General features: G+C 69.5%; 13 protein-coding genes and 1 pseudogene. 8 read left to right on the top strand and 6 right to left on the bottom strand.

The genetic code is table 11. From position 1 onward, the window contains the following. Positions 1-177: 177 nt before the first annotated feature. Positions 178-639 (bottom strand): carboxymuconolactone decarboxylase family protein, encoded by a 462-nt coding sequence (locus ACXMYJ_RS07070; protein ID WP_460354957.1) that lies wholly within the window; start codon positions 637-639, stop codon positions 178-180. Positions 640-688: 49 nt separating this feature from the next. On the opposite strand from ACXMYJ_RS07070, the gene pdxR reads away from it, so the two are divergent. From pdxR to ACXMYJ_RS07030, 8 genes are all read left to right on the top strand, one after another. Further along, positions 689-2,101, top strand: a complete 1,413-nt coding sequence (pdxR, locus tag ACXMYJ_RS07065; RefSeq protein ID WP_460354954.1) for a MocR-like pyridoxine biosynthesis transcription factor PdxR — start codon at positions 689-691, stop codon at positions 2,099-2,101. A 106-nt stretch (positions 2,102-2,207) separates the two neighbouring features. After that, positions 2,208-2,609: a GtrA family protein gene (locus ACXMYJ_RS07060; protein ID WP_260757849.1), complete on the top strand. Its 402-nt coding sequence runs from the start codon at positions 2,208-2,210 to the stop codon at positions 2,607-2,609. A 61-nt stretch (positions 2,610-2,670) separates the two neighbouring features. Further along, positions 2,671-4,053: an FAD-binding oxidoreductase gene (locus ACXMYJ_RS07055; protein ID WP_460354952.1), complete on the top strand. Its 1,383-nt coding sequence runs from the start codon at positions 2,671-2,673 to the stop codon at positions 4,051-4,053. Continuing rightward, a complete protein-coding gene (locus ACXMYJ_RS07050; protein WP_260755800.1) occupies positions 4,054-4,836 on the top strand; it encodes a decaprenylphospho-beta-D-erythro-pentofuranosid-2-ulose 2-reductase in 783 nt (260 codons plus the stop codon). 61 nt (positions 4,837-4,897) lie between these two features. Then, on the top strand, positions 4,898-6,748 hold the full coding sequence (locus ACXMYJ_RS07045; RefSeq protein WP_460354949.1) for a galactan 5-O-arabinofuranosyltransferase: 1,851 nt from the start codon (positions 4,898-4,900) through the stop codon (positions 6,746-6,748). 4 nt (positions 6,749-6,752) lie between these two features. Continuing rightward, positions 6,753-10,007: an arabinosyltransferase domain-containing protein gene (locus ACXMYJ_RS07040; protein ID WP_460354947.1), complete on the top strand. Its 3,255-nt coding sequence runs from the start codon at positions 6,753-6,755 to the stop codon at positions 10,005-10,007. 116 nt (positions 10,008-10,123) lie between these two features. Continuing rightward, complete coding sequence (locus ACXMYJ_RS07035; protein WP_443188240.1) at positions 10,124-13,339, top strand: arabinosyltransferase domain-containing protein; 3,216 nt, start codon at positions 10,124-10,126, stop codon at positions 13,337-13,339. 23 nt (positions 13,340-13,362) lie between these two features. After that, the gene (locus tag ACXMYJ_RS07030) at positions 13,363-16,548 is read left to right on the top strand and encodes an arabinosyltransferase domain-containing protein (protein WP_460354944.1); all 3,186 of its coding nucleotides are present in this window, start codon (positions 13,363-13,365) and stop codon (positions 16,546-16,548) included. A gap of 73 nt (positions 16,549-16,621) precedes the next feature. Here ACXMYJ_RS07030 and ACXMYJ_RS07025 read toward each other — a convergent pair. The 5 genes and pseudogenes from ACXMYJ_RS07025 to pks13 all read right to left on the bottom strand — a co-directional run bounded on the left by ACXMYJ_RS07025 (position 16,622) and on the right by pks13 (position 26,366). Beyond that, positions 16,622-18,008: pseudogene (locus tag ACXMYJ_RS07025) on the bottom strand (serine/threonine-protein kinase). A 33-nt stretch (positions 18,009-18,041) separates the two neighbouring features. Next, the gene (locus tag ACXMYJ_RS07020) at positions 18,042-18,416 is read right to left on the bottom strand and encodes a hypothetical protein (protein ID WP_460354941.1); all 375 of its coding nucleotides are present in this window, start codon (positions 18,414-18,416) and stop codon (positions 18,042-18,044) included. 4 nt (positions 18,417-18,420) lie between these two features. Beyond that, the gene (locus ACXMYJ_RS07015; protein WP_443188233.1) at positions 18,421-19,329 is read right to left on the bottom strand and encodes a DUF4331 family protein; all 909 of its coding nucleotides are present in this window, start codon (positions 19,327-19,329) and stop codon (positions 18,421-18,423) included. 57 nt (positions 19,330-19,386) lie between these two features. After that, positions 19,387-20,961 (bottom strand): acyl-CoA carboxylase subunit beta, encoded by a 1,575-nt coding sequence (locus ACXMYJ_RS07010; RefSeq protein WP_443188232.1) that lies wholly within the window; start codon positions 20,959-20,961, stop codon positions 19,387-19,389. Beyond that, positions 20,958-26,366, bottom strand: coding sequence for a polyketide synthase Pks13 (gene pks13 / locus ACXMYJ_RS07005; RefSeq protein WP_460354937.1), 5,409 nt, complete (start codon positions 26,364-26,366; stop codon positions 20,958-20,960). Before pks13 ends, ACXMYJ_RS07010 begins: the two co-directional genes overlap by 4 nt. Between the last annotated feature and the right edge of the window lie 21 nt (positions 26,367-26,387).

Raw genomic sequence — 26,387 nt, 5'->3', positions numbered from 1 at the left:
TTCGACTTCGGTGGTGGTTGATCTTGGTGGATCTGACTGGTTAAACCCGCCGCCGCGGGTGTTCATTTCGCCTGGCAGAAATTGAACGACGGGTGGCCGGAATCGATCGCCGAGACCGCGCCCAGCGTGGGAAAACCCCCGGAAAAGCCGCGTGGAATGCGAGTTCGGCTGTGGATCTCAGCGGCGCGGGGCGGGCATCCGCACCGTGACGTTGATGCGGTTCCACGCGTTGATCGTCACGGCCATCGCGATGACCTGTCCGAGCTCCCGGTCGGAGAACACCCGCGCCGCGGCGTCGTACACCTCGTCGGGCACGCCGTGGCTGCCGAGTTCGGTGATCGCTTCGGTGAGCGCCAGCGCGGCGCTCTCCCGTTCGTCGAAGACATCGCCGGCTTCAACCCATGCGGCCAGCATGTCGAGCTGCTGTTCGCCGACGCCCCGCTTGCGCGCGTCGCGAGTGTGCATGTCGAGGCAGAACGCGCAGCGATTCAGTTGCGAGGCACGGATTTTGATCAACTCGCCGAGCTTCGGGTCGACGTCCCTGGCCGCTGCGGCGGACAGAGTCATCATGGCGTCATACAGCTCGGGCGATGCCTTGTAGATCGTGAGGCGGTCCCGGGTGGTCAGTGTCTGTGTCATGTCCTCGACGCTAAGGCCGAATGGACTACGAAGATGGTTCAATTCGGGCATGAGTTCGTGGGCCAATCGTGGCAGTCGGGATCTCCACCTGGACCTGCGCGAGGCCCTGGTCCCCGGAGCCCGAGGCGCCAGGGATGCGCTCACCACCGCCCTGCGCGACGCGGCCCGCTCGGGCCGATTGGCACCGGCCACGAGGCTGCCGCCGTCGCGGGCTTTGGCCGCCGACCTGGGCCTGTCGCGCAACACCGTCGCCGAGGCCTACGCCGACCTGGTCGCCGAGGGGTGGCTGGCCTCACGCCAGGGGGCGGGGACGTGGGTCATCGACCACACCCACACCCCCGCGGCGCCGCCGACCCGGCCCCGCGGCGCACGGGTGGCCCCGACGCACAACCTGATGCCCGGTTCGCCTGACGTCGCGCAGTTTCCCCGCAGCCAGTGGCTGGCCAGCACGCGCCGGGCGCTGACCGCCGCCCCGTCCGAGGCCCTACGCATGGGAGACCCGCGCGGCAGGCCCGAATTACGTTCGGCGCTGGCCGAATACCTCACCCGTGCCCGCGGGGTGCGCACCACCGCGGAGTCCATCGTGATCTGCGCGGGCGTCCGCCACGGTGTGGAACTGCTGGTCCGCGTGCTGGGCGGCCCGCTCGCGGTCGAGGGCTACGGCCTGCACCTGTTCCGGGACGCCATCGAGGCCGCCGGCGCCGCCACGGTCCCCATCGGCGTCGACGAAAAGGGCGCTGTTGTGGGGGAACTCGACGCTCTCAGGGTCCCCGCGGTGCTGCTGACCCCCGCCCACCACAATCCGCTGGGAATGTCGCTGCACGCCACCCGGCGCACCTCCGTCGTCGAATGGGCGCAGCGCACAGGGGGATTCGTCCTCGACGACGACTACGACGGCGAGTTCCGCTACGACCGGCAGCCCGTCGGAGCGCTGCAGGCGTTGCGCCCCGACCGGGTGGCTTACCTCGGATCGACGAGCAAAAGCCTGTCCCAGGCCCTGCGGCTGGGATGGATGGCGTTGCCCGACGGACTCGTCGACGCCACGGTGGCCGCCGCGGGCGGCCAGCAGTTCTACGTCGACGCGATCAACCAGCTGACCCTCGCCGACTTCATCGCGCGGGGCTGCTACGACCGGCACATCCGGCGCATGCGGATGCGCTACCGGCGCCGCCGTGACGCGCTGGTCTCGGCTCTGGCACCGTTGCACGTCGAGGTCGGCGGACTGGCCGCCGGAGTGAATCTGCTCGTGACGCTGCCAGACGGCGCCGAGCCGGAAGTTCTCCGCCGCGCCGGTGATGCGGGTATCGCGGTGTCGGGGCTGTCGCTCATGCGCCATCCGCTGGCCGGGCCCGGGTTGCGGGAACGCGACGGGTTGGTCGTCGGCTTCGCCGCCCCGGCCGATTATGCGTTTCCGGCGGCGGTCGAGGCGCTGTGCGAGGTGCTGCGCGCCGCCGGGCTGTAGCCCGCACGCGTCGAGATTGCGCGCAGCGCGGAAACTCCGGGAGAACGGCCGCGTGGAATGCGAGTTCGCCGGGTGGTCGTAAGCTGCCCGGGTGGCCGAGCCCCCGATGTCACCTCAGCTGAGCCTGAAGACGCAGATCTGGCGATTTCTCGTGACCGGCGGGTTGTCGGCGGTCGTGGACTTCGGCCTGTACGTGGCGCTTCTGGCCGCCGGGCTGCACGTGAACATCGCCAAGACCCTCAGTTTCATCGCAGGCACCACCACCGCGTACCTGATCAACCGGCGCTGGACGTTCCAGGCGCCGCCCAGCAAGGCCCGGTTCATCGCGGTGTGCGTGCTCTACGCCCTCACCTACGCCGTGCAGGTCGGCATCAACTACGTCTTCTACATGGAGTTCGAGGATCAGCCCTGGCGGGTTCCGGTCGCGTTCGTCATCGCCCAGGGCACGGCGACGGTGATCAACTTCATCGTGCAGCGCGCCGTGATCTTCCGGTTGGCAGGGGCCTAGCGACCGGGGAAACCCTCGCGCTGCGCGGACCATCGCGGCCGTCGCGGTACCCTCTGTGACGATGTTGAGCACGGAGTTTCCGACCACCGCCAAGCGGTTGACCGGCTGGGGCCGCACCGCCCCGTCGGTGGCCCAGGTGCTGTCGACACCGGATCCCGAGGTGATCGCCAAGGCCGTCGCGCGCGCCGCCGAGCACCCCGGCAGGGGCGTGCTGGCCCGCGGGCTGGGCCGGTCCTACGGCGACAACGCCCAGAACGGCGGCGGGCTCGTCATCGACATGAACGCGCTCAACCGGATCCACTCCATGGATGCCGACAGCCACCTCGTCGACGTGGACGCCGGGGTGAACCTCGACCAGTTGATGCGCGCCGCGCTGCCGCTCGGGCTGTGGGTACCGGTGCTGCCCGGCACCCGGCAGGTCACCGTCGGCGGCGCCATCGCCTGCGACATCCACGGCAAGAACCACCACAGCGCCGGCAGCTTCGGCAACCACGTGCGCTCGATGGACCTGCTGACCGCCGACGGTCAGGTCCGCACCGTGACCCCGGACGGGCCGCACGCCGATGTGTTCTGGGCCACGGTCGGCGGCAACGGGCTGACCGGAATCATCCTGCGCGCCACCATCGCGATGACGCCCACCGAGACGGCCTACTTCATCGCCGACGGCGACGTCACCCACAGCCTCGACGAGACCATCGCGTTCCACAGCGACGGCACCGAGGCCAACTACACCTACTCCAGCGCATGGTTCGACGCGATCAGCCCGCCGCCGAAGCTGGGCCGCGCCGCGATCTCGCGCGGATCCCTGGCCACCCTCGACCAGCTGCCGAAAAAACTGCAGAAGAACCCGCTGAAGTTCGATGCGCCGCAACTGCTGACGCTTCCCGACCTGTTTCCCAACGGGCTGGCCAACAAGTACACGTTCGTGCCGATCGGTGAACTCTGGTACCGCAAGTCGGGCACCTACCGGGGCAAGGTGCAGAACCTGACGCAGTTCTACCACCCGCTCGACATGTTCGGAGAGTGGAACCGGGCTTACGGCCCTTCGGGTTTCGCGCAGTACCAGTTCGTGGTACCCACCGACGCCGTCGAGGAGTTCAAGGCGATCCTGGTAGACATCCAGCGCTCCGGGTTCCACTCGTTCCTCAACGTGTTCAAGCTCTTCGGCCCGGGAAACCAAGCGCCGCTGAGTTTCCCGATTCCCGGCTGGAACGTGTGCGTCGACTTCCCGATCACCGCCGGCCTCAACGAGTTCCTCAACGGGCTCGACCGGCGGGTGCTCGAGTTCGGCGGCCGGCTCTATACCGCCAAGGACTCTCGCACCACCGCCGCGATTTTCCACGCCATGTATTCCCGCATCGACGAGTGGATCGCCTTGCGCCGCAAGGTCGATCCCGACGGGGTGTTCGCCTCCGACATGGCCCGACGACTGGAGCTCCTCTAGATGGTTTTCGATGCGACCGGCAACCCGCAGACGATCCTGCTTCTGGGTGGCACGTCCGAGATCGCCCTGGCGATCGGCGAGCGGTATCTGCGCAACGCCCCGGCCCGGGTGATCCTGGCCGACCTGCCCGGCCACCCGCGCAGGGACGTCGCCATCGCAGCGCTGCGGGCCGCGGGTGCCAGGGCCGTCGACTGGATCGACTTCGACGCGCTGGACACCGACAGCCACCCCGCGGTGATCGACGCCGCCTTCGCCGACGGTGATGTCGATGTCGCCGTCGTCGCGTTCGGCCTGCTCGGTGACGCCGAGGAGCTCTGGCAGAACCAGCGCAAGGCCGTGCAGATCGCCGGGATCAACTACACCGCCGCGGTATCGGTCGGGGTGCTGCTCGGCGAGAAGATGCGCGCACAGGGGTCCGGACGCATCATCGCGATGAGCTCGGCGGCCGGGGAACGCGTCCGCCGCTCCAACTTCGTGTACGGCTCCACCAAGGCCGGCCTGGACGGGTTCTACCTCGGTCTCGGAGAGGCGTTGCGCGAGTACGGAGTCCGCGTCCTGGTGATCCGGCCTGGGCAGGTGCGCACGACGACGACGATCGAGCACTGGAAGGCCACCGGCGCCAAGGAGGCCCCCTTCACCGTCGACAAAGAGGACGTGGCCGAGCTGGCGGTCACGGCGTCGAACAGGGGCAAGGATCTGATCTGGGCGCCCGGGGTGTTCCGCTACGTGATGATGGTGCTGCGCCACATCCCGCGCCCGGTCTTCCGCAAGCTTCCCCTCTGATCCGGTGGCCAGGAGCGAAGCGACCCCGGATACGAACGCAGGTGTCCTCTCGGCCGCGCCGATGAGAACGGCCGCCCAGATGGTGATCGCCACCGGCGTCGCCGTCGTGGTCGCGGTCGCGAGTCTGGTCGCCATCGCGCGTGTGGAATGGCCCGCCTACAACTCGTCGAACCAGCTGCACGCGCTCACCACCGTCGGGCAGGTCGGCTGCCTGGTCGGCCTGTTCGCCGCCGGGCTGCTGTGGCGCCGCGGCCGGCACACCGTGGCCCGGCTCGCCGCGGTGGTGTTCCTAGCCGCGTTCTCGGTGGTGACCTTGGCCATGCCACTGGGCGCCACCAGGCTGTACCTGTTCGGCATCAGCGTCGACCAGCAGTTCCGCACCGAGTATCTGACCCGCTTCGCCGACCAGGCGGCACTGAACGACATGACCTACATCGGGCTGCCGCCGTTTTACCCGCCCGGCTGGTTCTGGCTCGGCGGCCGGCTGGCGGCGCTGACCGGGACGCCGGCGTGGGAGATGTTCAAACCCTGGTCGATCATCTCGATCACCGTCGCGATCGTGCTCGCGCTGGTGCTGTGGGCGGCGATGGTGCGGTTCGAGTACGCGCTCGTCGTCTCCACCGCGACGGCCGCGGCGGCACTGGCCTATTCACCGGCCGAGCCCTACGCCGCGATCGTCGCGGTGCTGCTGCCACCGGTGTTCGTGCTGGCCTGGTCCGGTCTGAGAGGCCGGACACGCAACGGGGGTTGGGCCGCCGTCGTCGGAACCGGAATCTTCCTGGGCGTGACCGGGCTGTTCTACACGCTGCTGCTGGCCTACGCGGCGTTCACGCTGACGGTGATGGCGGTGCTGTTGGCCGTCACTCGCCGGCACTGGGATCCGCTGCTGCGACTGCTCGTGATCGCGGTGATCTCCGGTCTGATCGCGCTCATCGGCTGGGGCCCCTACCTTCTGGCGGCCGCCCGCGGCACCCCGGCCGAGACCGGCACCGCGCAGCACTACCTGCCCAAGGACGGCGCCGAGCTGTCCTTCCCGATGCTGCAGTTCACCCTGCTGGGTGCGCTGTGCCTGCTCGGCACGGTGTGGCTGGTGATCCGCGCGCGGACCTCGACTCGGGGAGGTGCGCTGGCCATCGCCGTGCTGACCGTCTACGCCTGGTCTCTGCTGTCGATGCTGACCACCCTGCTGGGCACCACGCTGCTGTCGTTCCGGCTGCAGCCGGCACTGACGATCCTGCTGGCCGCCGCCGGGGCGTTCGGGTTCCTGGAGATGACCCGCGCCGCGGCGGCCCGGGTCCGGCCGGGCAACGCGTCCAGGGTGGTGGCCGTCGCCACCGCCGTCGGCGCCCTCGGCGCGGTGACATTCAGCCAGGACATCCCCGACGTGCTGCGCCCTGACATCGTCGTCGCCTACACCGACTCCGACGGCTACGGCGAGCGTGCCGATCGCCGTCCGCCCGGCGCCGAGCAGTACTACCGGGAGGTCGACGCCCGCATCCTGGAGGTGACCGGCAGGCCCCGCAACGAGACCGTGGTGCTGACCGCCGACTACAGCTTCCTGTCCTACTACCCCTACTACGGCTTCCAGGCGTTGACGTCGCACTACGCCAACCCGCTGGCGCAGTTCGACCAGCGCGCCGGCGCGATCGAGGGCTGGAGGATGCTGACCGACGCCGACCAGTTCGTCGACGCGCTCGACAGCATGCCGTGGGAACCGCCGTCGGTGTTTCTGATGCGCCGCGGCGCCAACGACACCTACACGCTGCGGCTGGCCGAGGACGTCTACCCCAACCAGCCGAACGTGCGGCGCTATCACGTCGCCCTCGACGACGCGCTGTTCGACGATCCGCGCTTCGACGTGTCCACCGTCGGGCCGTTTGTGCTGGCCATCCGCAAGCCCTCTACGATCTAGCCCCGTGGTGCCACAGCCATTTCGGTCGGCAGAGCCGACGCAGCAGGCGCCGGTACGTAACCACCGCACCGCGCGCCTCGTTGCGATCGTGGCGGGCCTGCTGGGCACGCTGCTCGCCGTCGTCACCCCGCTGCTTCCGGTCAACCAGACCATCGCGCAGCTCAACTGGCCGCAGAACGGCGTGGTGCAGAGCGTCAACGCCCCGCTGATCGGCTACGTCGCCACCGACTTGGAGATCACCGTCCCGTGCAGCGCCGCGGCGGGGCTGGACCGACCCGGCCGCAACGTGCTGCTGTCCACGGTTCCCAAGCAGGCGCCCAACGCCGTTGACCGCGGTCTGCTCATCGAGCGCGTCAACAACGACCTCCTCGTCATCGTCCGCAACACGCCCGTGGTCAGCGCGCCGTTGGACCAGGTGCTCAGCCCAGACTGTCAGGAGCTGCGTTTCACCGCGCACGCCGACAAGGTCACCGGGGAGTTCGTAGGCCTGCAGGCCGAACCCGACCCGGCCGCCCCGGCCGAGCCCGCCCAACCACTGCGCGGCGAGCGCGGCGGCTATGACTTCCGTCCGCAGATCGTCGGCGTGTTCACCGACCTGTCCGGTCCCGCCCCGCCCGGCCTGCAGTTCTCCGCGACCGTCGACACCCGCTACAGCACCTCACCGACGCTGCTGAAGCTGCTCGCGATGATCATCGGGGTGGCGATGACCGTGGTGTCCCTGGGCGCGTTGCACGTGCTCGACAGCGCCGACGGCCGCAGGCACAAGCGGTTCCTGCCGCCGCGCTGGTGGTCGATGTCCCCGCTGGACGGGTTGGTCGCGGCCGTGTTGGTGTGGTGGCATTTCGTCGGCGCCAACACCGCCGACGACGGCTACATCCTGACGATGGCCCGCGTCTCAGAGGACGCCGGCTACATGGCCAACTACTACCGGTGGTTCGGCACCCCCGAGGCGCCGTTCGGCTGGTACTACGACCTGCTCGCGCTGTGGGCGCATGTGTCCACCGCCAGCGTGTGGATGCGGTTGCCGACCCTGCTGATCGCGCTGGCGTGCTGGTGGGTGATCAGCCGTGAGGTCATCCCCCGACTCGGTTCGGCGGCCAAGCACAGCCGCGCCGCCGCGTGGACGGCCGCAGGCCTGTTCCTGGCGTTCTGGCTGCCGCTGAACAACGGCCTGCGCCCGGAGCCGATCATCGCGCTCGGGATTCTGCTGACCTGGTGCTCGGTCGAGCGGGGCGTGGCGACCAGCCGACTGCTGCCGGTGGCCGTCGCGATCATCATCGGCGCGCTGACCCTGTTCTCCGGCCCCACCGGCATCGCCGCGGTCGGCGCGCTTCTGGTCGCCATCGGTCCGCTGAAAACCATTGTGGCCGCGCATGTCTCGCGCTTCGGCTACTGGGCGCTGCTGGCCCCGATCGCGGCGGCCGGCTCGGTCACGATCTTCTTGATCTTCCGTGACCAGACCCTGGCCTCCGAACTTCAGGCCAGCAGCTTCAAGTCGGCTGTCGGCCCGAGCCTGGCCTGGTTCGACGAGCACATCCGCTACTCGCGGTTGTTCACCACCAGCCCCGACGGCTCGGTGGCGCGCCGCTTCGCGGTGCTCACGCTGCTGCTGGCGCTGGTGGTCGCCGTCGCGATGACGTTGCGCAAGGGCCGGATCCCGGGCACCGCGGCCGGGCCGAGCCGTCGCATCATCGGCATCACCGTGATCTCGTTCCTGGCCATGATGTTCACTCCCACCAAGTGGACCCACCACTTCGGGGTGTTCGCCGGGCTGGCCGGTTCGCTCGGAGCGCTGGCCGCGGTGGCGATCTCGGCCGCCGCGATGCGCTCGCCGCGCAACCGCGCGATCTTCACCGCCGCGGTGCTGTTCCTGACCGCACTGTCGTTCGCGACCGTCAACGGCTGGTGGTACGTCTCCAACTTCGGGGTGCCCTGGTCGAATGCGTTCCCGGAGTGGAAGTTCGGCTTCACCACGATTCTGCTGGGGCTGTCCGTGCTGGCACTGCTGGTCGCTGCCTGGCTGCACTTCTCGGGTCGCGACGTGCCACCTTCCGGCGCAACCCCGCCGCGCTGGAAGCGAATCGCCCAGGCGCCGTTGGCGATCGCCACCTGGGCGCTGGTCACCTTCGAGGTGATCTCTCTGACGGTGGCGATGCTGGGCCAGTACCCGGCGTGGACCGTGGGCCGATCCAACCTGCAGGCGCTGACAGGCAAGACCTGCGGCATGGCCGAGGACGTCCTGGTCGAAGAGGACGTCAACACCGGTTTGCTCGCGCCCATCGGCGTCCCGGTCGGCGACGCACTCGGCGAGGTGACCTCGGAGGGCTTCAGCCCCAACGGTGTTCCATCCGACCTGTCCGCCGACCCGGTCATGGAACAGCCCGGGGCGACCAACTTCGCCGACACCGACAACACCAGCGGCGACACCGGCAGCGAAGCCGGCACCGAGGGCGGCACCACCGCCGCCGCAGGCGTCAACGGCTCGCGCGCCCGGCTGCCGTTCGGTCTCGACCCCGCCCGCACCCCGGTGCTCGGCAGCTGGCGCAGCGGCACGCAGCAGCCCGCGTTCCTGCGCTCGGCCTGGTACCAGCTGCCGACCGGTTGGAGCGACCGGGACCGCTCCGACTCGCTGCTGGTGGTGGCCGCCGCGGGACGCTTTGACTCCGGCGAGGTCGTGGTGCAGTGGGCCGGCCCGGACGGCGAGCCCGGTGGCAGCATCGAGTTCGGCGACGTCGGGGCCGCCCCGGCTTGGCGCAACCTGCGCGCGCCACTGTCGGCGATCCCGGCCGAGGCCACCCAGATCCGGTTGGTGGCCAGTGACGACGACCTCAGCCCCGAGCACTGGATCGCGATCACCCCCCCGCGTATCCCGGAGCTGCGCACCCTGCAGGACGTGGTCGGCTCAAGCGACCCGGTGATGCTCGACTGGCTGGTGGGCCTGGCGTTCCCGTGCCAGCGCCCGTTCGGGCACCGCAACGGCGTCATCGAGGTCCCGAAGTGGCGGATCCTGCCCGACCGGTTCGGCGCCGAGGCCAACTCGCCGGTGATGGACTACCTCGGCGGTGGCCCGCTAGGCATCATCGAGCTGCTGGTGCGCCCGGTGACGGTCCCGACCTATCTGAAGTACGACTGGTTCCGCGACTGGGGCGCGCTGCAGCGACTGCTGCCTTTCTACCCGGACGCCGAGCCGGCCCGGCTTGACCTCGGGACAACCGAGCGCAGCGGGCTGTGGAGCCCGGCGCCGCTGCGTTTGAGCTGACGACTCGGCCGCCCCCCGGGCACGCCGACGTTCCGTGCACAAGAACTTCGCTACCATCGAGCCTCGTGCCTGCCCCGTCCGCCCGCGTCGTCGCCGTTCTTACGGGGCTTCTCGGAATGCTCCTGTGCGGGCTCACTCCGCTGCTGCCGGTGCAGCAGTCCACGGCGACGATCCTGTGGCCGCAGGCCGTCGACGCGGACGGCTTCGTCCGCGACGTCACCGCGCCCCTGGTGTCCGGCGCGCCGCGCGCACTGGAGGTCACCATCCCGTGCGCGGCGGTCGCGACCCTGCCCGAGGACGACGGCGTGGTGTTCTCCACGAACCCCGCCGGCGGCATCGACGCCGGCCGCAACGGGCTGTTCGTGCGCGCCAATCCCGACGTCGTCTACGTCGCCTTCCGCGACACCGTCGCCGCGGTCGCCCCGCGTGAGGCGGTGGACTCCGGCGCCTGCAGCGAGCTGCGCATCTGGGCGGACGTGGGTGCCGTCGGCGCCGATTTCGTCGGGATCCCGGGTGCGACGGGCACCCTGGCGCCGGACAAGCGACCCCAGGTCTCCGGCGTGTTCACCGACCTGGAAACGGGCCCGGATTCCGGCATCCGTGCCCGCATCGACGTCGACACCCGCTTCATCAGCACCCCGACGACTCTCAAGCTCGCCGTGATGGTGCTCGGGGTGCTGTGCGTGATCGCGTCGATCGTCGCGCTCGCGGTGCTGGACCGGACGTCGGGCCGGCGGATCCCGCGCGGGCTCGGCCGGCGCCGCCGCGCCGGGCTGTGGACCTGGCTCACCGACGCGGCCGTGATCGGCAGCCTGCTGATCTGGCACGTCGTGGGCGCACTGTCCTCCGATGACGGCTACAACACCACCATCGCCCGGGTGTCCGGGGAGGCCGGCTACATCACCAACTACTACCGGTACTTCGGCGCCTCGGAAGCCCCGTTCGACTGGTACCAGAGCGTGCTGGCCCAGCTGGCGTCGATCAGCACCGCCGGCGTGTGGTTACGGCTGCCGGCCACCGCCGCGGCGATCGGCACCTGGCTGATCGTCAGCCGCTGCGTGCTGCCGCGGCTCGGCCACCGGCTGGCCGCCAATCGGGTGGCGGTGCTCACCGCCGGCGCGGTGTTCCTGGCCGCGTGGCTGCCGTTCAACAACGGGTTGCGTCCCGAGCCGCTGATCGCGTTCGGCGTGGTCGCGATCTGGATGCTGACCGAGACGACGCTGGCGACGCGCCGGCTGTGGCCCTACGCGCTGGCGATCGTGGTCGCGGTGTTCTCGGTGACACTGGCCCCGCAAGGCCTGGTCGCGCTCGCGCCGCTGCTGGTCGGGGCCCGCGGGGTCACGCGCATCGTCGCCGCCCGACGCCCGGTCGACGGTCTGGCGGCCCAGCTGGCGCCGCTGGCCGGCGCTGCCTCGCTGATCTTCGTCGTCGTGTTCCGGGATCAGACCCTGGCCACCGTCGCCGAATCGGTGCGCATCAAGTACGTCGTCGGTCCCACACTGCCCTGGTACCAGGAGTTTCTGCGCTACTACTTCCTCACCGTCGAGGAAAGCGTCGACGGGTCGCTGACGCGCCGCTTCTCGGTACTGATCCTGCTGCTGTGCGTGGTCGGCCTGTTCGTGGTGCTGCTGCGGCGCGGCAGCCTGCCCGGCGCGGTCAACGCCCCGGTGTGGCGGCTGACCGGCACCACCGCGATCGGCCTGCTGCTGCTGACGCTGACGCCGACGAAGTGGGCGGTGCAGTTCGGTGTGTTCGCCGGTCTGGCCGGCGCGCTCGGCGCGGTCACCGCGTTCGCGTTGGCCCGGGTCGGCCTGCACAGCCGCCGCAATCTGGCGCTGTACGTGACCGCGCTGCTGTTCGTGCTGGCATGGGCGACCTCCGGGATCAACGGCTGGTTCTATGTCGGCAACTACGGGGTGCCGTGGTTCGACAAGCAGCCGGTGATCGTCGGCTACCCGGTGACGACGATCTTTCTGGTGCTGGCCATCGCCGGCGGACTGCTGGCGGCCTGGCTGCACTTCCGGATCGACTACGCCGGGCACACCCAGGTCGCCGACACCGGCCGCAACCGGGCGCTGGCGTCGTCGCCGCTGCTGGTGGTCGCGGTGATCATGGTGATCCTCGAATTGGGCTCGATGGTCAAGGCCACCGTGGGCCGCTATCCCGTCTACACCACCGGAGCGGCCAACATCTCGGCGTTGCGGTCGGGCCTGAGCGACGCCTCCTGCGCCATGGCCGACGACGTCCTGGTCGAGGCCGACACGAACGCGGGCATGCTCGAGCCGGTGCCGGGCCAGCGGTTCGGCGAGTACGGCCCGCTCGGCGGCGAGGACCCGGTGGCCTTCACCCCCAACGGCGTCAGCGACACTCTCGAGCCGGCCGAACCTGTCGCGGCCAACCCCGGCACGGTCAACTCGGACGGTCCCGTCGACAAACCCAACATCGGGGTGGGCTACGCGGCCGGCACCGGAGGCGGCTACGGGCCCGAGGGCGTCAACGGATCCCGGGTGTTCCTGCCGTTCGGGCTCGACCCGGCCACCACCCCGGTCATGGGCAGTTTCGCCGAGCCCGGCTCAGATCAGGCCGGGGTGGCGGCGAAGGCCACCTCGGCGTGGTACCAGCTGCCGCCCCGTACGCCGGACCGGCCGCTGGTGAGCGTCGCCGCGGCGGGCGCGATCTGGTACTACAACGAGGACGGCTCGTTCAACTACGGGCAGTCGCTGAAGCTCCAGTGGGGCGTGCACCGGCCCGACGGCTCCTACCAGGAGCTCGGCGAGGTGCAGCCGATCGACATCTTCGTCCAGAAGGCGTGGCGCAACCTGCGGTTCCCGCTGGAGTGGGCGCCGCCGGAGGCCAACGTGGCCCGCATCGTCGCCGACGACCCGAACCTGTCCGAGGACCAGTGGTTCGCGTTCACCCCGCCGCGGGTGCCGGTGCTGCAGACCGCGCAGGAGTTCCTGGGCCGCGACACCCCGGTGCTGATGGACATCGCCACCGCAGCGCACTTCCCGTGCCAGCGGCCGTTCGCCGAACGCCTCGGGGTCGCCGAACTGCCCGAGTACCGGATCATGCCCAACTTCAAGCAGATCATCGTGTCGTCCAACCAGTGGCAGGCCGCGCAGGACGGCGGTCCGTTCCTGTTCATCCAGGCGCTGCTGCGCACCGAAGCCATTCCGACCTACCTGCGTGGGGACTGGTATCGGGACTGGGGTTCGCTGGAGCGCTACCTGCGGGTGGTGCCGTCCGACGAGGCGCCCGACGCCGTGATCGAGGAGGGGTCGACGCGAGTGTTCGGCTGGAACCGTGGCGGACCGATCAGGGCGCTCCCGTGAGAGAGCCTGCGAACGAACCGACGATGAAGAACGATGTGAGGATCGCCCGCTGGGTCGCGACGATCGCCGGGCTGCTCGGCTTCGTGCTGGCCGTCTCGATCCCGCTGCTGCCGGTCACCCAGACCACCGCGACGCTGAACTGGCCACAGCAGGGGCAGCTCAGTAACGTCACCGCGCCGCTGATCTCGCAGGCGCCGGTCAGCCTGACCGCGACCGTGCCGTGCGACGTCATCCGCGACATGCCCGCCGACGGCGGTCTGGTGTTCGGCACCGCGCCCGCCGAGGGCCGCGACGCGGCGCTGAACGCGATGCTGGTCAGCGTCAGTGAGTCGCGGGTCGACGTGATCGTGCGCAACGTCGTGGTCGCCAGCGTGGACCGGGACCGGGTGACGGGATCGCCGGGCTGCTCGACGATCGAGATCACCTCGAACCTGGACGGCACCTACGCCGACTTCGTCGGGCTGACCCAGGTCTCCGGTGCCGACGCGGGCCAACCCCAGCGCACCGGCTACCCCGACCCCAACCTGCGTCCGGCGATCGTGGGCGTGTTCACCGACCTGACCGGTCCGGCGCCGCCGGGCCTGTCAGTCTCGGCCACCATCGACACCCGGTTCACCACGGAGCCGACCCCCGTGAAGCTCGCCGCGATCGTGCTGGCCATCGCCTGCACCGTGCTCGCGCTGCTGGCACTGTGGCGGCTGGACCGGCTCGACGGGCGCCGCATGCACCGCCTCATCCCGACGCGCTGGCGCACCGTCACCGCCGTGGACGGCGTCGTCGTCGGCGGCTTCGCGATCTGGTACGTGATCGGCGCGAACTCGTCGGACGACGGCTACATCCTGCAGATGGCCCGCGTCGCCGAACACGCCGGCTACATGTCGAACTACTTCCGCTGGTTCGGCAGCCCGGAGGACCCGTTCGGCTGGTACTACAACCTGCTGGCGTTGATGACGCAGGTGAGCACCGCCAGCATCTGGATTCGGCTGCCGGACCTGATCTGCGCGCTGGTGTGCTGGCTGCTGCTGTCGCGTGAGGTGCTGCCGCGCCTGGGGCCGGCGGTGTCGAGCAGCCGGGCCGCGCTGTGGGCCGCCGGGCTGGTGCTGATGGCGGCCTGGATGCCGTTCAACAACGGCCTGCGCCCCGAGGGGCAGATCGCCACCGGCGCGCTGATCACCTATGTGCTGATCGAACGTGCCGTGACGTCAGGCCGGCTCACCCCGGCCGCGCTGGCCATCACCTCCGCCGCGTTCACCCTCGGCATCCAGCCCACCGGGCTGATCGCGGTGGCCGCGCTGGTCGCCGGCGGGCGCCCGATCCTGCGCATCCTGATGCGGCGCCGCCAGAGCGTCGGGCTGTGGCCGCTGCTGGCGCCGCTGCTGGCGGCCGGCACGGTGGTGCTGGCGGTGGTGTTCGCCGACCAGACACTGGCGACGGTGCTGGAAGCCACCAAGATCCGCACCGCGATCGGGCCGAGCCAGGAGTGGTACACCGAGAACCTGCGCTACTACTACCTGATCCTGCCGACCGTCGACGGCGCGATCGCGCGCCGGGTGGCCTTCCTGTTCACCGCACTGTGCCTGTTCACGTCCCTGTTCATCATGTTGCGCCGCAAGCGGGTTCCCGGTGTCGCGCGCGGACCGGCCTGGCGGTTGATGGGCGTCATCTTCGCCACCATCTTCTTCCTGATGTTCACCCCCACCAAGTGGATCCACCACTTCGGGTTGTTCGCCGCGGTGGGGGGCGCGATGGCCGCGCTGGCGACAGTGCTGGTGTCGCCGGTGGTACTGCGCTCGGCGCGCAACCGGATGGCGTTCCTGGCCGGTGTGCTGTTCATCCTGGCGCTGTGCTTCGCGTCCACCAACGGCTGGTGGTATGTGTCGAATTTCGGTGTGCCGTACAATACTTCGGTGCCGCAGCTGGGCGGGGTGACGGCCAGCACGGTGTTCTTCGTGCTGTTCGGCGTCGCGGCGCTGTGGGCGTTCTGGCTGCACGTCGGCAACAGGCAGGAGTCGCGGGTGATCGACGCGCTCACCGCGGCGCCGATCCCGGTCGCCGCCGGCTTCATGGTGGTGTTCATGGTGGCCTCGCTGGCGACCGGCGTGGTACGGCAGTACCCGACCTACTCCAACGGCTGGGCCAACATCCGCGCGTTCGCCGGGGGTTGCGGACTGGCCGACGACGTGCTGGTCGAGCCGGACTCCAACGACGGCTTCCTGCAACCGATCCCGGGCCGATACGGCCCGCTGGGCCCGCTCGGCGGCACCGACCCGGCAGGCTTCTCCCCCAACGGTGTCCCGGACCGGATCATCGCCGAGGCGATCCGGCTGAACAACCCGCAGCCGGGCACCGACTACGACTGGAACCGGCCCATCGAGCTGTCCCGGCCCGGTGTCAACGGCTCCAGGGTGCCGCTGCCGTACGGTCTGGACCCGGCACGGGTTCCGGTCGCCGGCACGTATTCGACCGGGCCGCAACAGGAAAGCCGCCTCGCGTCGGCGTGGTATGCGCTTCCGCCGGCCGACGACGCGCACCCGCTGGTGGTGATCACCGCCGCCGGAACGATCTCGGGCACCAGCGTCGCGAACGCGTTCACCTCCGGTCAGACCGTCGACCTGGAATACGCCACCGCCGGGCCCGACGGGGTACCGGTGCCTGCCGGACGGGTCAGCCCGTACGACATCGGTCCGACCCCGTCGTGGCGCAATCTGCGCTACCCGCGGGCCCAGATCCCGGCCGACGCCGTCGCGGTCCGGGTCGTCGCCGAGGATCTGTCGCTGGGCCAGGGCGACTGGGTGGCGGTGACACCGCCACGGGTGCCCGAGGTCCGCTCGGTGCAGGAGTACATCGGTTCCGAGCAACCGGTGCTGATGGACTGGGCGGTCGGGCTGGCGTTCCCGTGCCAGCAGCCGATGCTGCACGCCAACGGCGTCACCGAGATCCCCAGGTTCCGCATCTCGCCGGACTACTCCGCGAAGCTGCAGAGCACCGACACCTGGCAGGACGGCATCAACGGCGGTCTGCTCGGCATCACCGACCTGTTGCTGCGCGCGTCGGTGATGTCGACGTACCTGTCGAACGACTGGGGCCAGGACTGGGGTTCGCTGCGCCGGTTCGACACCATCGTCGACGCCGAGCCCGCCGCGATCGACCTGGGATCGTCCACGCACTCCGGATTGTGGTCGCCGGGACCGATGCGCTTCCAACCCTGACCTCGCCGAAATCGCATTCCACGCGGCGAAAGTCGCGAGAAGTCAACGTGGAATGCGATTTCGGCGGGGACGGTCAGCTGTCGTTGGCAGTCGGGTCGCTGTTCTCCTGCAGAATGTCGTCGTGGCAGTCCACCTGACTCTTGCCGGTCTGCTGCATGCACACCAGCACCGGGGTGTCTGGATTCGACTCTCCCGGACCGGCCACCGACGTCGCTGTGGGATGCGGGATCTCACCGGGATACAGCGACCAGAGCGGTGCCCCCGATGACGCCAGCCGGGCACAGTAGGCCGGCTCGCCGCCCTCGGTGACACCGGCGGCGCCGAGCGTCGCGCAGTCCGCCCCTACCACGATCACCGGCAGCGTGACACCCGACGGGGCGCTCCGCGGCGCGCCGGCCGACGTCGTGGGCCCGGCCTCGCCGCGGCCTTCCTGTCGCTCGTACTGGGCCAGGAACACCACCGCGGCAACCGCGAGCAGCACGAGCAGCAGCCCCGCACCGGCCAGCAGGTATCGCCGCCGTGAGTTCGGCGCCGCGCCGGGTCTGGCGTGGCGCGGTCCGGCCGTGGCCGCGGCGAGCATCGTCGCGTCCGGGTCGAGCGCCACCCCCGGGGGCGCCCGCCGCGCTGCGGCCGGCCAGCGCGCGGGCGAAGTCCACGCAGCGATCGAACCGGTCTGCCGGCGACTTGGCCAGCGCCTTGTCGAAAGCCGTTCCGAGGGATGACAATTCGGGACGGTGCACCGAGATCGGCGGAGGCTGCGCGGTCAGGTGCGCGCTGATGACGACCGCGGGGTTGGTGTGCCGGAACGGCGGCGTCCCGGTCAGCAGTTGATATGCGGTGGCCGCCAGCGCGTACTGGTCGGCGCGGCCGTCGATGCCGGTGTCGGCGGTCAGCTGCTCGGGCGCCGAATAGGCCACCGTGCCGACGGTCATGTTCGTTCCGGTGAGGTTGCTGGCCTCACCGACGCGGCGCGCGATCCCGAAATCGGCGAGCATGATGCGTTCCCGCTCCGTCTCCGGGTCGGCGATCAGGATGTTGGCCGGTTTCACGTCACGGTGCAGCAGGCCGCGCTGGTGCGCGTAGTCGAGCGCCTCCCCGACCGCGGTGACGATCCGGATGACCAGATCGGGTGGCATCCCGTCGGGATAGCGGTCGGCCAGCAGGGCGGCGGTGTCAGTCCCCTCCACGTGGTCCATCGAGATCCACAGCCGGCCGTCGAAGTCGCCGCGGTCGTGTACGGCCACGATATGCGGATGCCACAGCGTGGCCGCGATGTCGGCCTCGCGGTCAAACCGCTGCCGGTACTCGTCGTCGGTGCTCACCGATGCCGACAGCACCTTCAGCGCGTCGTGGCGCGGCAACCGCGGATGCCTGGCCAGATAAACCTCACCCATGCCGCCCGAACCCAACAGCCGCACGATCGTGTACCCCGAGATCAACTCGCCGTCGCTCAGCGGCATGCGCGGAATCCTATGTCCAATCGTGTGGCGGCGTCAGGAACGGTCACGGAAACGGGATCGGCGGCCGCGCATCCGGTCCACGAACCCGGCCAGCGTGTCGGGGTCGACGGTGGGGAGCGCAGTGGACTCCCGGATGATGGCCCGCAGGTCCACACCGTCGATGACCTTGTTGGCCAGCGCCACCACGTCGATCCGCGCGATGACCGCGTCGACGGTCTCGGCGGTGATCCGCTGCCGCACCATCTCGTCGAGGTCGAGTTCGTCGACCACCGCGGCGACGACCACCGACAGCACCGCGTGCGCCTCCTGCCGGCCCCGGGTGAACAGACCGCCCACCAGAGGCAACGCCTCACACGTCCGATACGCGGAGATCAGCAGGGATGGTGGCGCTGCAGTGTCGTCGTCCATGATCTCAGCGGGGGGCGCCGAGGTAGGGGAACTCCGGGAGCAGCTCGGTCGGCGCGCTCAGGCCGGTGAAGCCCTTCTGCCCGTTGGTCAGAAATCTCGACCGGTAGTCGGCGACGTCGTCGGTGAGCCTGCGCCCGTTCGGGTACCCGGGCGGGTCCGACGGCTTGTAGGTCAGCACGTCGGGCAGCGTCCCCTCGGCCTCGATCGCGCTGATCGCGTCGTCACGGCTGTAGCCGCCGGTGTCGGCCATCAACTCGATCAGATGGCCCATCCAGCGCGCCCGGTCCTGGTTCGGCTCTCCCGCGCTGTACTCGGCGAGCTCGTCGTCGGCGGCGAAGAAGCCGCTCACCCACGGATGCGCGACCCGGTCGGCGTGCACCCAGCCGTCGTCCCCCAGCACGCTGCAGCGGGCCCAGATCCGCACATCGGGTTCGGCACCCAGATAGGCCGTCGGCAGTTCCACCGCCATCACGATCACATTGGTGTCGGCGAACCACGCGTCGCCGCGGACACCCGCGAAGAACGAGTAGGACCCCGACTGCCACATGTGTGGGGTCTCGTCGAACGACACCTCCACGTCGCCGAAGATCCGCGACCCGGCCGCCGCGTCCACTCGGGCGTCCGCCTGCAACGCCAGATACACGTCCACCCACTGACGTTGACCGGACGGGCCCGCGGAAGGCTCGCTGAAGACGAAGTTGAACGCGATGTCGTTGCGCAGATCGCCGTCGTTGTCGATGGCGATGCGGTAGACGGCGCCGGGATGCATCGTGTCCGCGTCCGGGTTCGCGGTCAGGATCAGCGCGGTGCGCGAAGGATCCTTCGGCGACGGAAACACGAACAGATCGCACAGGTCCAGCCGGGCATCGCCGAGCGGCGCGCCCCTCCTGAGCCCGGTGAAGTCAGTCGACACGGCAATACTCCTCGCGCAAGCGCTCGTCGGTGGCTCCATCCAACAGCACCCGCCGGTCTAGATCGGCGTCAGGCCATGCTTGCGCTGCACACGGTTGATCTGCTTGTCACGCAGCAGATGCATGCACTTGCGCAGCAGCAGGCGGGTCTCGTGGGGCTCGATGACGCCGTCGATGAAGCCGCGCTCGGCCGCGATCCACGGCGTGGCCAGGCTGGTGTTGTAGCCCTCGATGAAATCGGCCCGGATCTTCTGCACCTCGGGTGCGGTCGGATCGGGGAATCGCTTGACCAGCAGCTGGGCCGCGCCCTCGGCGCCGATCACCGCGATGCGGGCGGTCGGCCAGGCGAAGTTGAAGTCCGAGGTCAGCTGCTTGGAGCCCATCACCGCGTACGCCCCGCCGTAGGACTTGCGGATCGTGATCGTGACCTTCGGGACATCGGCCTCCACCACCGCGTTCAGGAAGCGCCCGCCCCGCTTGATGATGCCGCCCTTCTCCTGCGCCACACCGGGCAGGAATCCTGGCGTGTCGACCACGAAGACCAGCGGGGTGTTGAACGAGTCGCAGAACCGCACGAACCGGGCCGCCTTGTCGGAGGCCTCGTTGTCGATGGCGCCCGACAGGTACATCGGCTGGTTGGCGATCACACCGACCGGGCGGCCGTCGACCCGCGCGAACGCGGTGATGATCGCCGGGCCCGCGTTCTCGCCCACCTGGAACACGTCGCCGTCGTCGAAGATCCGCAGCAGGATCTCCATCATGTCGTAGGCCTGGTTGTCGGCGTCCGGCACGATCGTGTCCAGCTCAAGGTCGTGCGGGGTGACCTCCGGTTCCAGACCGGGGTTGACGATCGGCGCGTCGTCGAACGTGTTGGCCGGAAGGAAGCTCAGGTAGTCGCGGACGTACTGGAACGCCGCGGCCTCCGATTCGACGACCTGGTGGATGTTGCCGTACCGGGCCTGGGCGTCGGCGCCGCCGAGCTCGTCGAGGGTGACGTCCTCACCGGTGACGTCCTTGATGACGTCGGGGCCGGTGACGAACATGTAGCCCTGGTCGCGGACCGCGACGATCAGATCGGTCTGGATCGGCGAGTACACCGCACCGCCGGCGCACTTGCCGAAGATCAGCGAGATCTCGGGCACCAGGCCGCGCAGCAGCTCGTGCCGGCGGCCCAGTTCGGCGTACCAGGCCAGCGACGTCGCGGTGTCCTGGATGCGGGCGCCGGCGGAGTCGTTGATGCCGATGATCGGGCAGCCGACCATGGCCACCCACTCCATCAGCCGGGCCACCTTGCGGCCGAACATCTCGCCGACCGAACCCTGGAACACCGTCTGGTCGTGGCTGAACACGCCGACCGGACGGCCGTTGATGGTGCCGTGGCCGGTGACCACGCCGTCGCCGTAGAGCGCGTCGGGGTCGCCGGGCGTCTTGGCCAGCGCGCCGATCTCCAGGAAACTGCCGGGGTCGAGCAGCGCGTGGATCCGGGCCCGGGCGCTGGGGATGCCCTTCTTCTCCCGTTTGGCGACGGCCTTCTCGCCACCGGGTTCCTTGGCCAGCTCCAGCTTCTCGCGGAGTTCGGCCAGGAGTTCGGCGGTGGTTTTCGGGTGGTGGGTGGGAGAAACCTCGGTGGTCACTTGCTCTCGCTCTCAGCCTGAATAGCGTTGATCGCTTCACTCATGTGCGCGCCGACCTTTGCAATGTACGGCTCGTCGATCGCCTGGATATGCTCGCCTCCGATCGGCACGACCTCCAGGTCGGCGACGAATTCACCCCAGCCGCCGTCGGGTTGGCGGACCGCGTAGCGCGGCTCGAACATGATCGCGTCGTCGTGGTAGCGGTCGGCCATGTACAAGGTGACGTGGCCGTCGTAGTTCTCGATCACCGCGGTGTCGAGCGCCCGGTTGTCCAGGTAGGACGTGCGCTGGTGCTCGATGATGCCGCCGGGGATGTCGACGCCGCTCTCCTTGACCGCGTCCAGGACGAACTTCACCTGGCCCTCGTCGTCGAGCTCCTCGAGCTGCTCGTAGGGGATGGCCGGGATCTCGACGTTGAAGGTGCGCTGCGCAAAAAGCGCGTAGCGGTCCCAGCGGGCCCGGATCTCCTCCTTGGTCTGCGGCACCTCCTCGCCGGCGCGCACCGTGTCGATCAGCCCGACGAACCTCACGTCGGCTCCCTGGCTCTTCAGCCCGACCGCGCATGCGTAGGCCAGCGCCCCACCCAGCGACCAGCCGGCCAGGATGTAGGGGCCGTTGCCCTGGATCTCCATCAGCTTCGGCACGTACTCGCGGGCCCGCTCCTCGATGGAGCCCTCGACCCGCTCGATGCCGTACACCGGGGTGTCGGCCGGCAGCCGCTTCATCAGTGGCTCGTAGACGACGGTCGAACCGCCCGCCGGGTGGAACACGAACACCGGGACCCGGGTGGACCCTTCCGGCCGTGCCCGCAGGGTGCGGACGAACCCGTCGAGTTCACCGGAGTCCATCTCGTCGCGCACCGCGGTGGAGAGGTCCTGGATGGTGCGGGCCGAGGTGACCTGCTCGACGGTGATCGTGCCCTCGGCGCGCTCGGAGAGCCGCTGGGCGATCTTCTCGGCGACGTCGTCGGCGATCGACGGCAGCTCGTTGAAGATGCCGCCCGGCGACTTGCCGGTGACGATCGCCCAGGTGGCGAACGTGACCCGCTCGGCGGCGTCACGCGGCGGCACGTCGGCGCCGAGCGCCTCGGTGACGGCTTCCTGGGTGAGGACCTTGGCGGCCAGGCCTGCGGCGGAAGGTTTGTCGCCGGTAGCCGTTTCGCCCACGGGTCCCGACGGGTCGCTCGGTGGAGCCGGGATGGACGGACCCGAGGGGTCGGTCGGCGGAGCCGGCACCTGGGCCTCGACGGCGTCGGTGGCGATCGCCGCGGCGTTCACCTCGGCCGCGATGGGATGGCCCGCCTCGGCCAGCTTGGCCTCGAGCTCGGCAACCGTGGTCGCCCCGCCCATCAACTCGGCCTGGGCCGCGGCGATCTCCTCGGCGCTCTGCCCCTTCTGCGTCTCGGCGAGCTCCTCGACCTGATCGCGGTTCTCGACCGCGTACGCGATCAGCTTCTCGACCGCGTACAGGTTGGCGTCGCGGACCGCGGTCAACTGAATCGGCGGCAGGTCGAAGTCGTACTCGACGCGGTTCTTGATGCGCACCGCCATCAGCGAATCCAGCCCGAGCTCGATCAGCGGCACCTCCCACGGCAGGTCCTCGGGCTCGTAGCCCATCGCCGCACCGACGATGGTGCCGAGCCGCTCGCCGATGGTCTCCCCGGAATCCGGCGACCACTTCGCGAAGCCGGCGGCCAGGCCGGCACCGGCGGTGAGGTTGTCCTGCAGGATGGCTGCATCATCCTCGGGCTCCGGCTCTGCCGGTGCGGCAGAGGCGATCTCGGCGACGGTGCCCGCGCCGACGGCCGTCGGCAGCGCGGTCTGGGCGCCGCCGCGGGTCACGATGACGTCGTAGACGAGAGTGAAGGATTCTTCGATTCGGGCGTGTACCTGCACGCTGGCTCCGCCGGGATGCCGGGTCAGCGTGGTGACCAGCCGCGACCCCTCACCCGGGACCGCGCGCTGCTCGGAGGCGGTCAACTTGGCATCCGGAAGGACTACTGCCGCAGCGGCTTTCACCAACGCGGCCAGATCGGTCTGACCCTTCGGCAAGTACTCCCACACGTGCCTGCCGTCCGGGGTGGCGACGTGGTTGCCCGGCATCACGGCCGAGCTGTCACCGGTGAAGTGCGCCTCCAGCCAGTGCGGCTTGCGCTTGAACCGCGTCGGCGGGATGTCGGCGTAGTCGACCGCCGGATCCACCGGCCGATCCGTCGGCAGCGGGAACAGCGTGCGCATGTCCAGGTCGTGGCCGTGCACGTACAGGTGCGCCATGGCCGTGGTCATCGAGTCGACCTCGTCCTGCTTGCGCGCCAGCGTCGGGATCAGTTGGGCGTCATGCAGTCCGGCGGTGGCAGTGGTCAACCCGACCTGCATCAGCGCGACCGGGTTGGGAGCCAACTCCAGGAACGTGGTGTGACCGTTGTCAACGGCGTTGCGGATGCCGTGCGTGAAGTACACGCTGTGCCGCAGGCCCTTCTTCCAGTAATCCACATCGTGGATCGGGTCCGAGCCCGCGCGGATCAGGTTGCCCTCGTGCACCGTCGAGTAGTACGGCACCTGCACCGGATGCGCTTGAATGCCTTGCAGTTCCGCGGCGAGCTCACCGAGCAGCGGATCCATCTGCGAGGTGTGGCTGGCGCCCTTGGTCTGGAACTTGCGTGCGAACTTGCCCTCGGATTCGGCGCGGGCGATGATCGCGTCGACCTGGTCGGGCGGGCCGCCGATCACCGTCTGGGTCGGTGCGGCGTACACGCAGACCTCGAGGTTCTTGAAGTCTGAAAAAACAGTCTCGATCTCCTCGGCCGAGTACTCCACCAGCGCCATCAGCCGGATGTACTCGCCGAACAGCATCGCCTCGCCCTCACCCATCAGGTGGGCGCGCGAGCAGATGGTGCGGGTCGCGTCCTCCAGCGACAGACCACCGGAGAAGTACGCCGCCGCTGCCTCGCCCAGCGACTGGCCGATCAGCGCGCCGGGTTTCGCGCCGTGCGCCTTGAGCAGCTCGCCGAGCGCGACCTGAATGCCGAAGATGACCAGCTGCACCTTCTCGATCGGGAGCTCGGTGGTCTCGTCGGTGTAATCGACCGCGTCGTCGAGGATGAGCTCGAGGATCGAGTGTCCGCGCTCGTCCTGGATCAGCGCGTCGACCTTGTTGATCCACTCGGCGAAGATCTCGTCGCGCAGGTACAGGCTCTTGGCCATCTTGCGATGCTGCGCACCGAAACCGGCGAGCACCCAGACCGGGCCGTTGGTGACCGGGCCGTCGGCGCTGATCACGATCGGGTTGGGCTTGCCCTCGGCGATCGAGCGCAGCCCCTTGACGGCCTCATCGTGGTCGTGGGCCAGCACCACCGCGCGGGACCGGCCGTGGTTGCGCCGCGACAGCGACCGGCCGATCGACTCCAGCGAAGCCGCGCGGCCCTCAGGACTGTCGATCCAGTCGGCGAGCTCGGCGGCGGTGGCCCGCTTGCGCGAGGTCAGGAATCCCGAGACGGCAATGGGCACAATCGGAGTCGTGGGGTTCTCGGCCTCGGCCGCGGCGAGTTCCTCGCGCGCGACCTCCAGCAGGCGCAGCGCCTCATCGGTCAGCCCCGGAAGCTCGGGCTCCTCATCGGCTACCCGGCCGTAGAACTCGTCGTCACCGCGGTCGTCGTCGTCTTCATCGAGGAATTCACCGTACTCGTCCATCCGGACCCCGCCGACGTACACGGCCTTCGCCTCGTCGGTGGCCGGGGTCACCACCGCGACATCGGGCTCCGGCGCGGGCTCCACCAGGTCGGTGGGCAGCACCTCGCGCACCACCAGGTGCGCGTTCGCGCCGCCGAATCCGAAGCCCGACACACCGGCGACGGCGTGGCCGCTGTAGCGGGGCCAGTCGGTGAGCGTGTCGGTGACCTTCAGATGTTCTTTGTCGAAGTCGATGTACGGGTTCGGGCCCGCGTAGTTGATCGACGGCGGGATCTTGTCGTGGTGCAGCGCCAGCGCGACCTTGGCCAGGCTGGCCGCACCGGCGGCGGACTCCAGGTGTCCCACATTGGATTTGACCGCACCGAGCAGTGCGGGCCGGTCGGCGGCGCGGCCACGACCGATCACCCGGCCCAGCGCGTCGGCCTCGATCGGGTCACCCAGGATGGTGCCCGTGCCATGGGCCTCGACGTAATCGACACTGCGCGGGTTGATGCCGGCGTCTTTGTAGGCCTTGCGCAGCACGGCTTCCTGGGCGTCCGGGTTGGGCGCCAGCAGACCGTTGGATCGGCCGTCGTGGTTGACCGCACCGCCGGCGATCACAGCCAGGATCTGGTCGCCGTCGCGGCGTGCGTCGGCGAGGCGCTTGAGCACCAGCATGCCGCCGCCCTCGGAACGGGCGTAACCGTCGGCGTCCTTGGAGAACGACTTGATGCGGCCGTCCGGGGCCAGAACGCCGCCGACTTCGTCGAAACCGACTGTGACGAGCGGGGTTACGAGCGCGTTGACGCCACCGGCGAGTACGACGTCGGCGTCACCGGCGCGCAGCGCCTTGACGCCCTCGTGCACCGCCACCAGGGACGACGAGCAGGCGGTGTCGATGGCCATCGACGGACCGCGGAAGTCGTAGAAGTACGACACCCGGTTGGCGATGATCGAGCTCGCGGTGCCGGTGATCGCGTACGGATGCGCGGTGGACGGGTCGGCGACACCGAGGAAGCTGTAGTCGTTGGTAGAGCTGCCGACGTAGACGCCGACATTCTGGCCGCGCAGGCTCGATGCCGGAATCCGGGCGTGCTCCAACGCTTCCCACGTCAGCTCCAGCGCCATGCGCTGCTGCGGGTCGATGTTGTCGGCTTCCATCTTCGACAGCGCGAAGAACTCGGCGTCGAAGCCCTTGATGTCCGACAGGTAGCCGCCGCGGGTGCGGGCCTTGGCGACGCGTTCGGCGATGCGCGGCTCGGACAGAAACTCCGACCAGCGGCCCTCGGGCAGGTCGGTGATCGCGTCCCGGCCCTCCAGCAGCGCGTCCCACATCTCGCCCGGGGTGTTCATGTCGCCCGGGAAGCGCGTTCCCACACCGACTATCGCGATATTGAGCCGGCCTTCGTCGCCGTCGCGCGACCAGTCCTCGGCGTCGAGCGCCTCGGTGTCCTCTTCCGGCTCACCCTCGATGATCACCGTCGCCAACGACTCGATGGTCGGATGCCGGAACGCCACCGTCGCGGTGAGCGTCACCCCGGTCAGATCCTCGATGTCGCTGGCCATTGCCACCGCGTCGCGCGACGACAGACCGAGCTCCACCAAAGGTGCGGATTCGTTGATCGAGTCCGGAGCCTGGCCGGTGGCGTTACCCACCCAGTTGCGCAGCCACTCACGCATCTCGGCGACCGTCATGTCCGGCCCGGACTTACCCGAATCTTCTTGTGCTTGCGCCATGTCTACTCAACCTCACGATTG

It is taken from the genome of Mycobacterium sp. ZZG (assembly GCF_054786995.1).
Note: the sequence above shows the minus strand (reverse complement) of the source record. Positions and strands in the feature narration are given on the sequence as shown.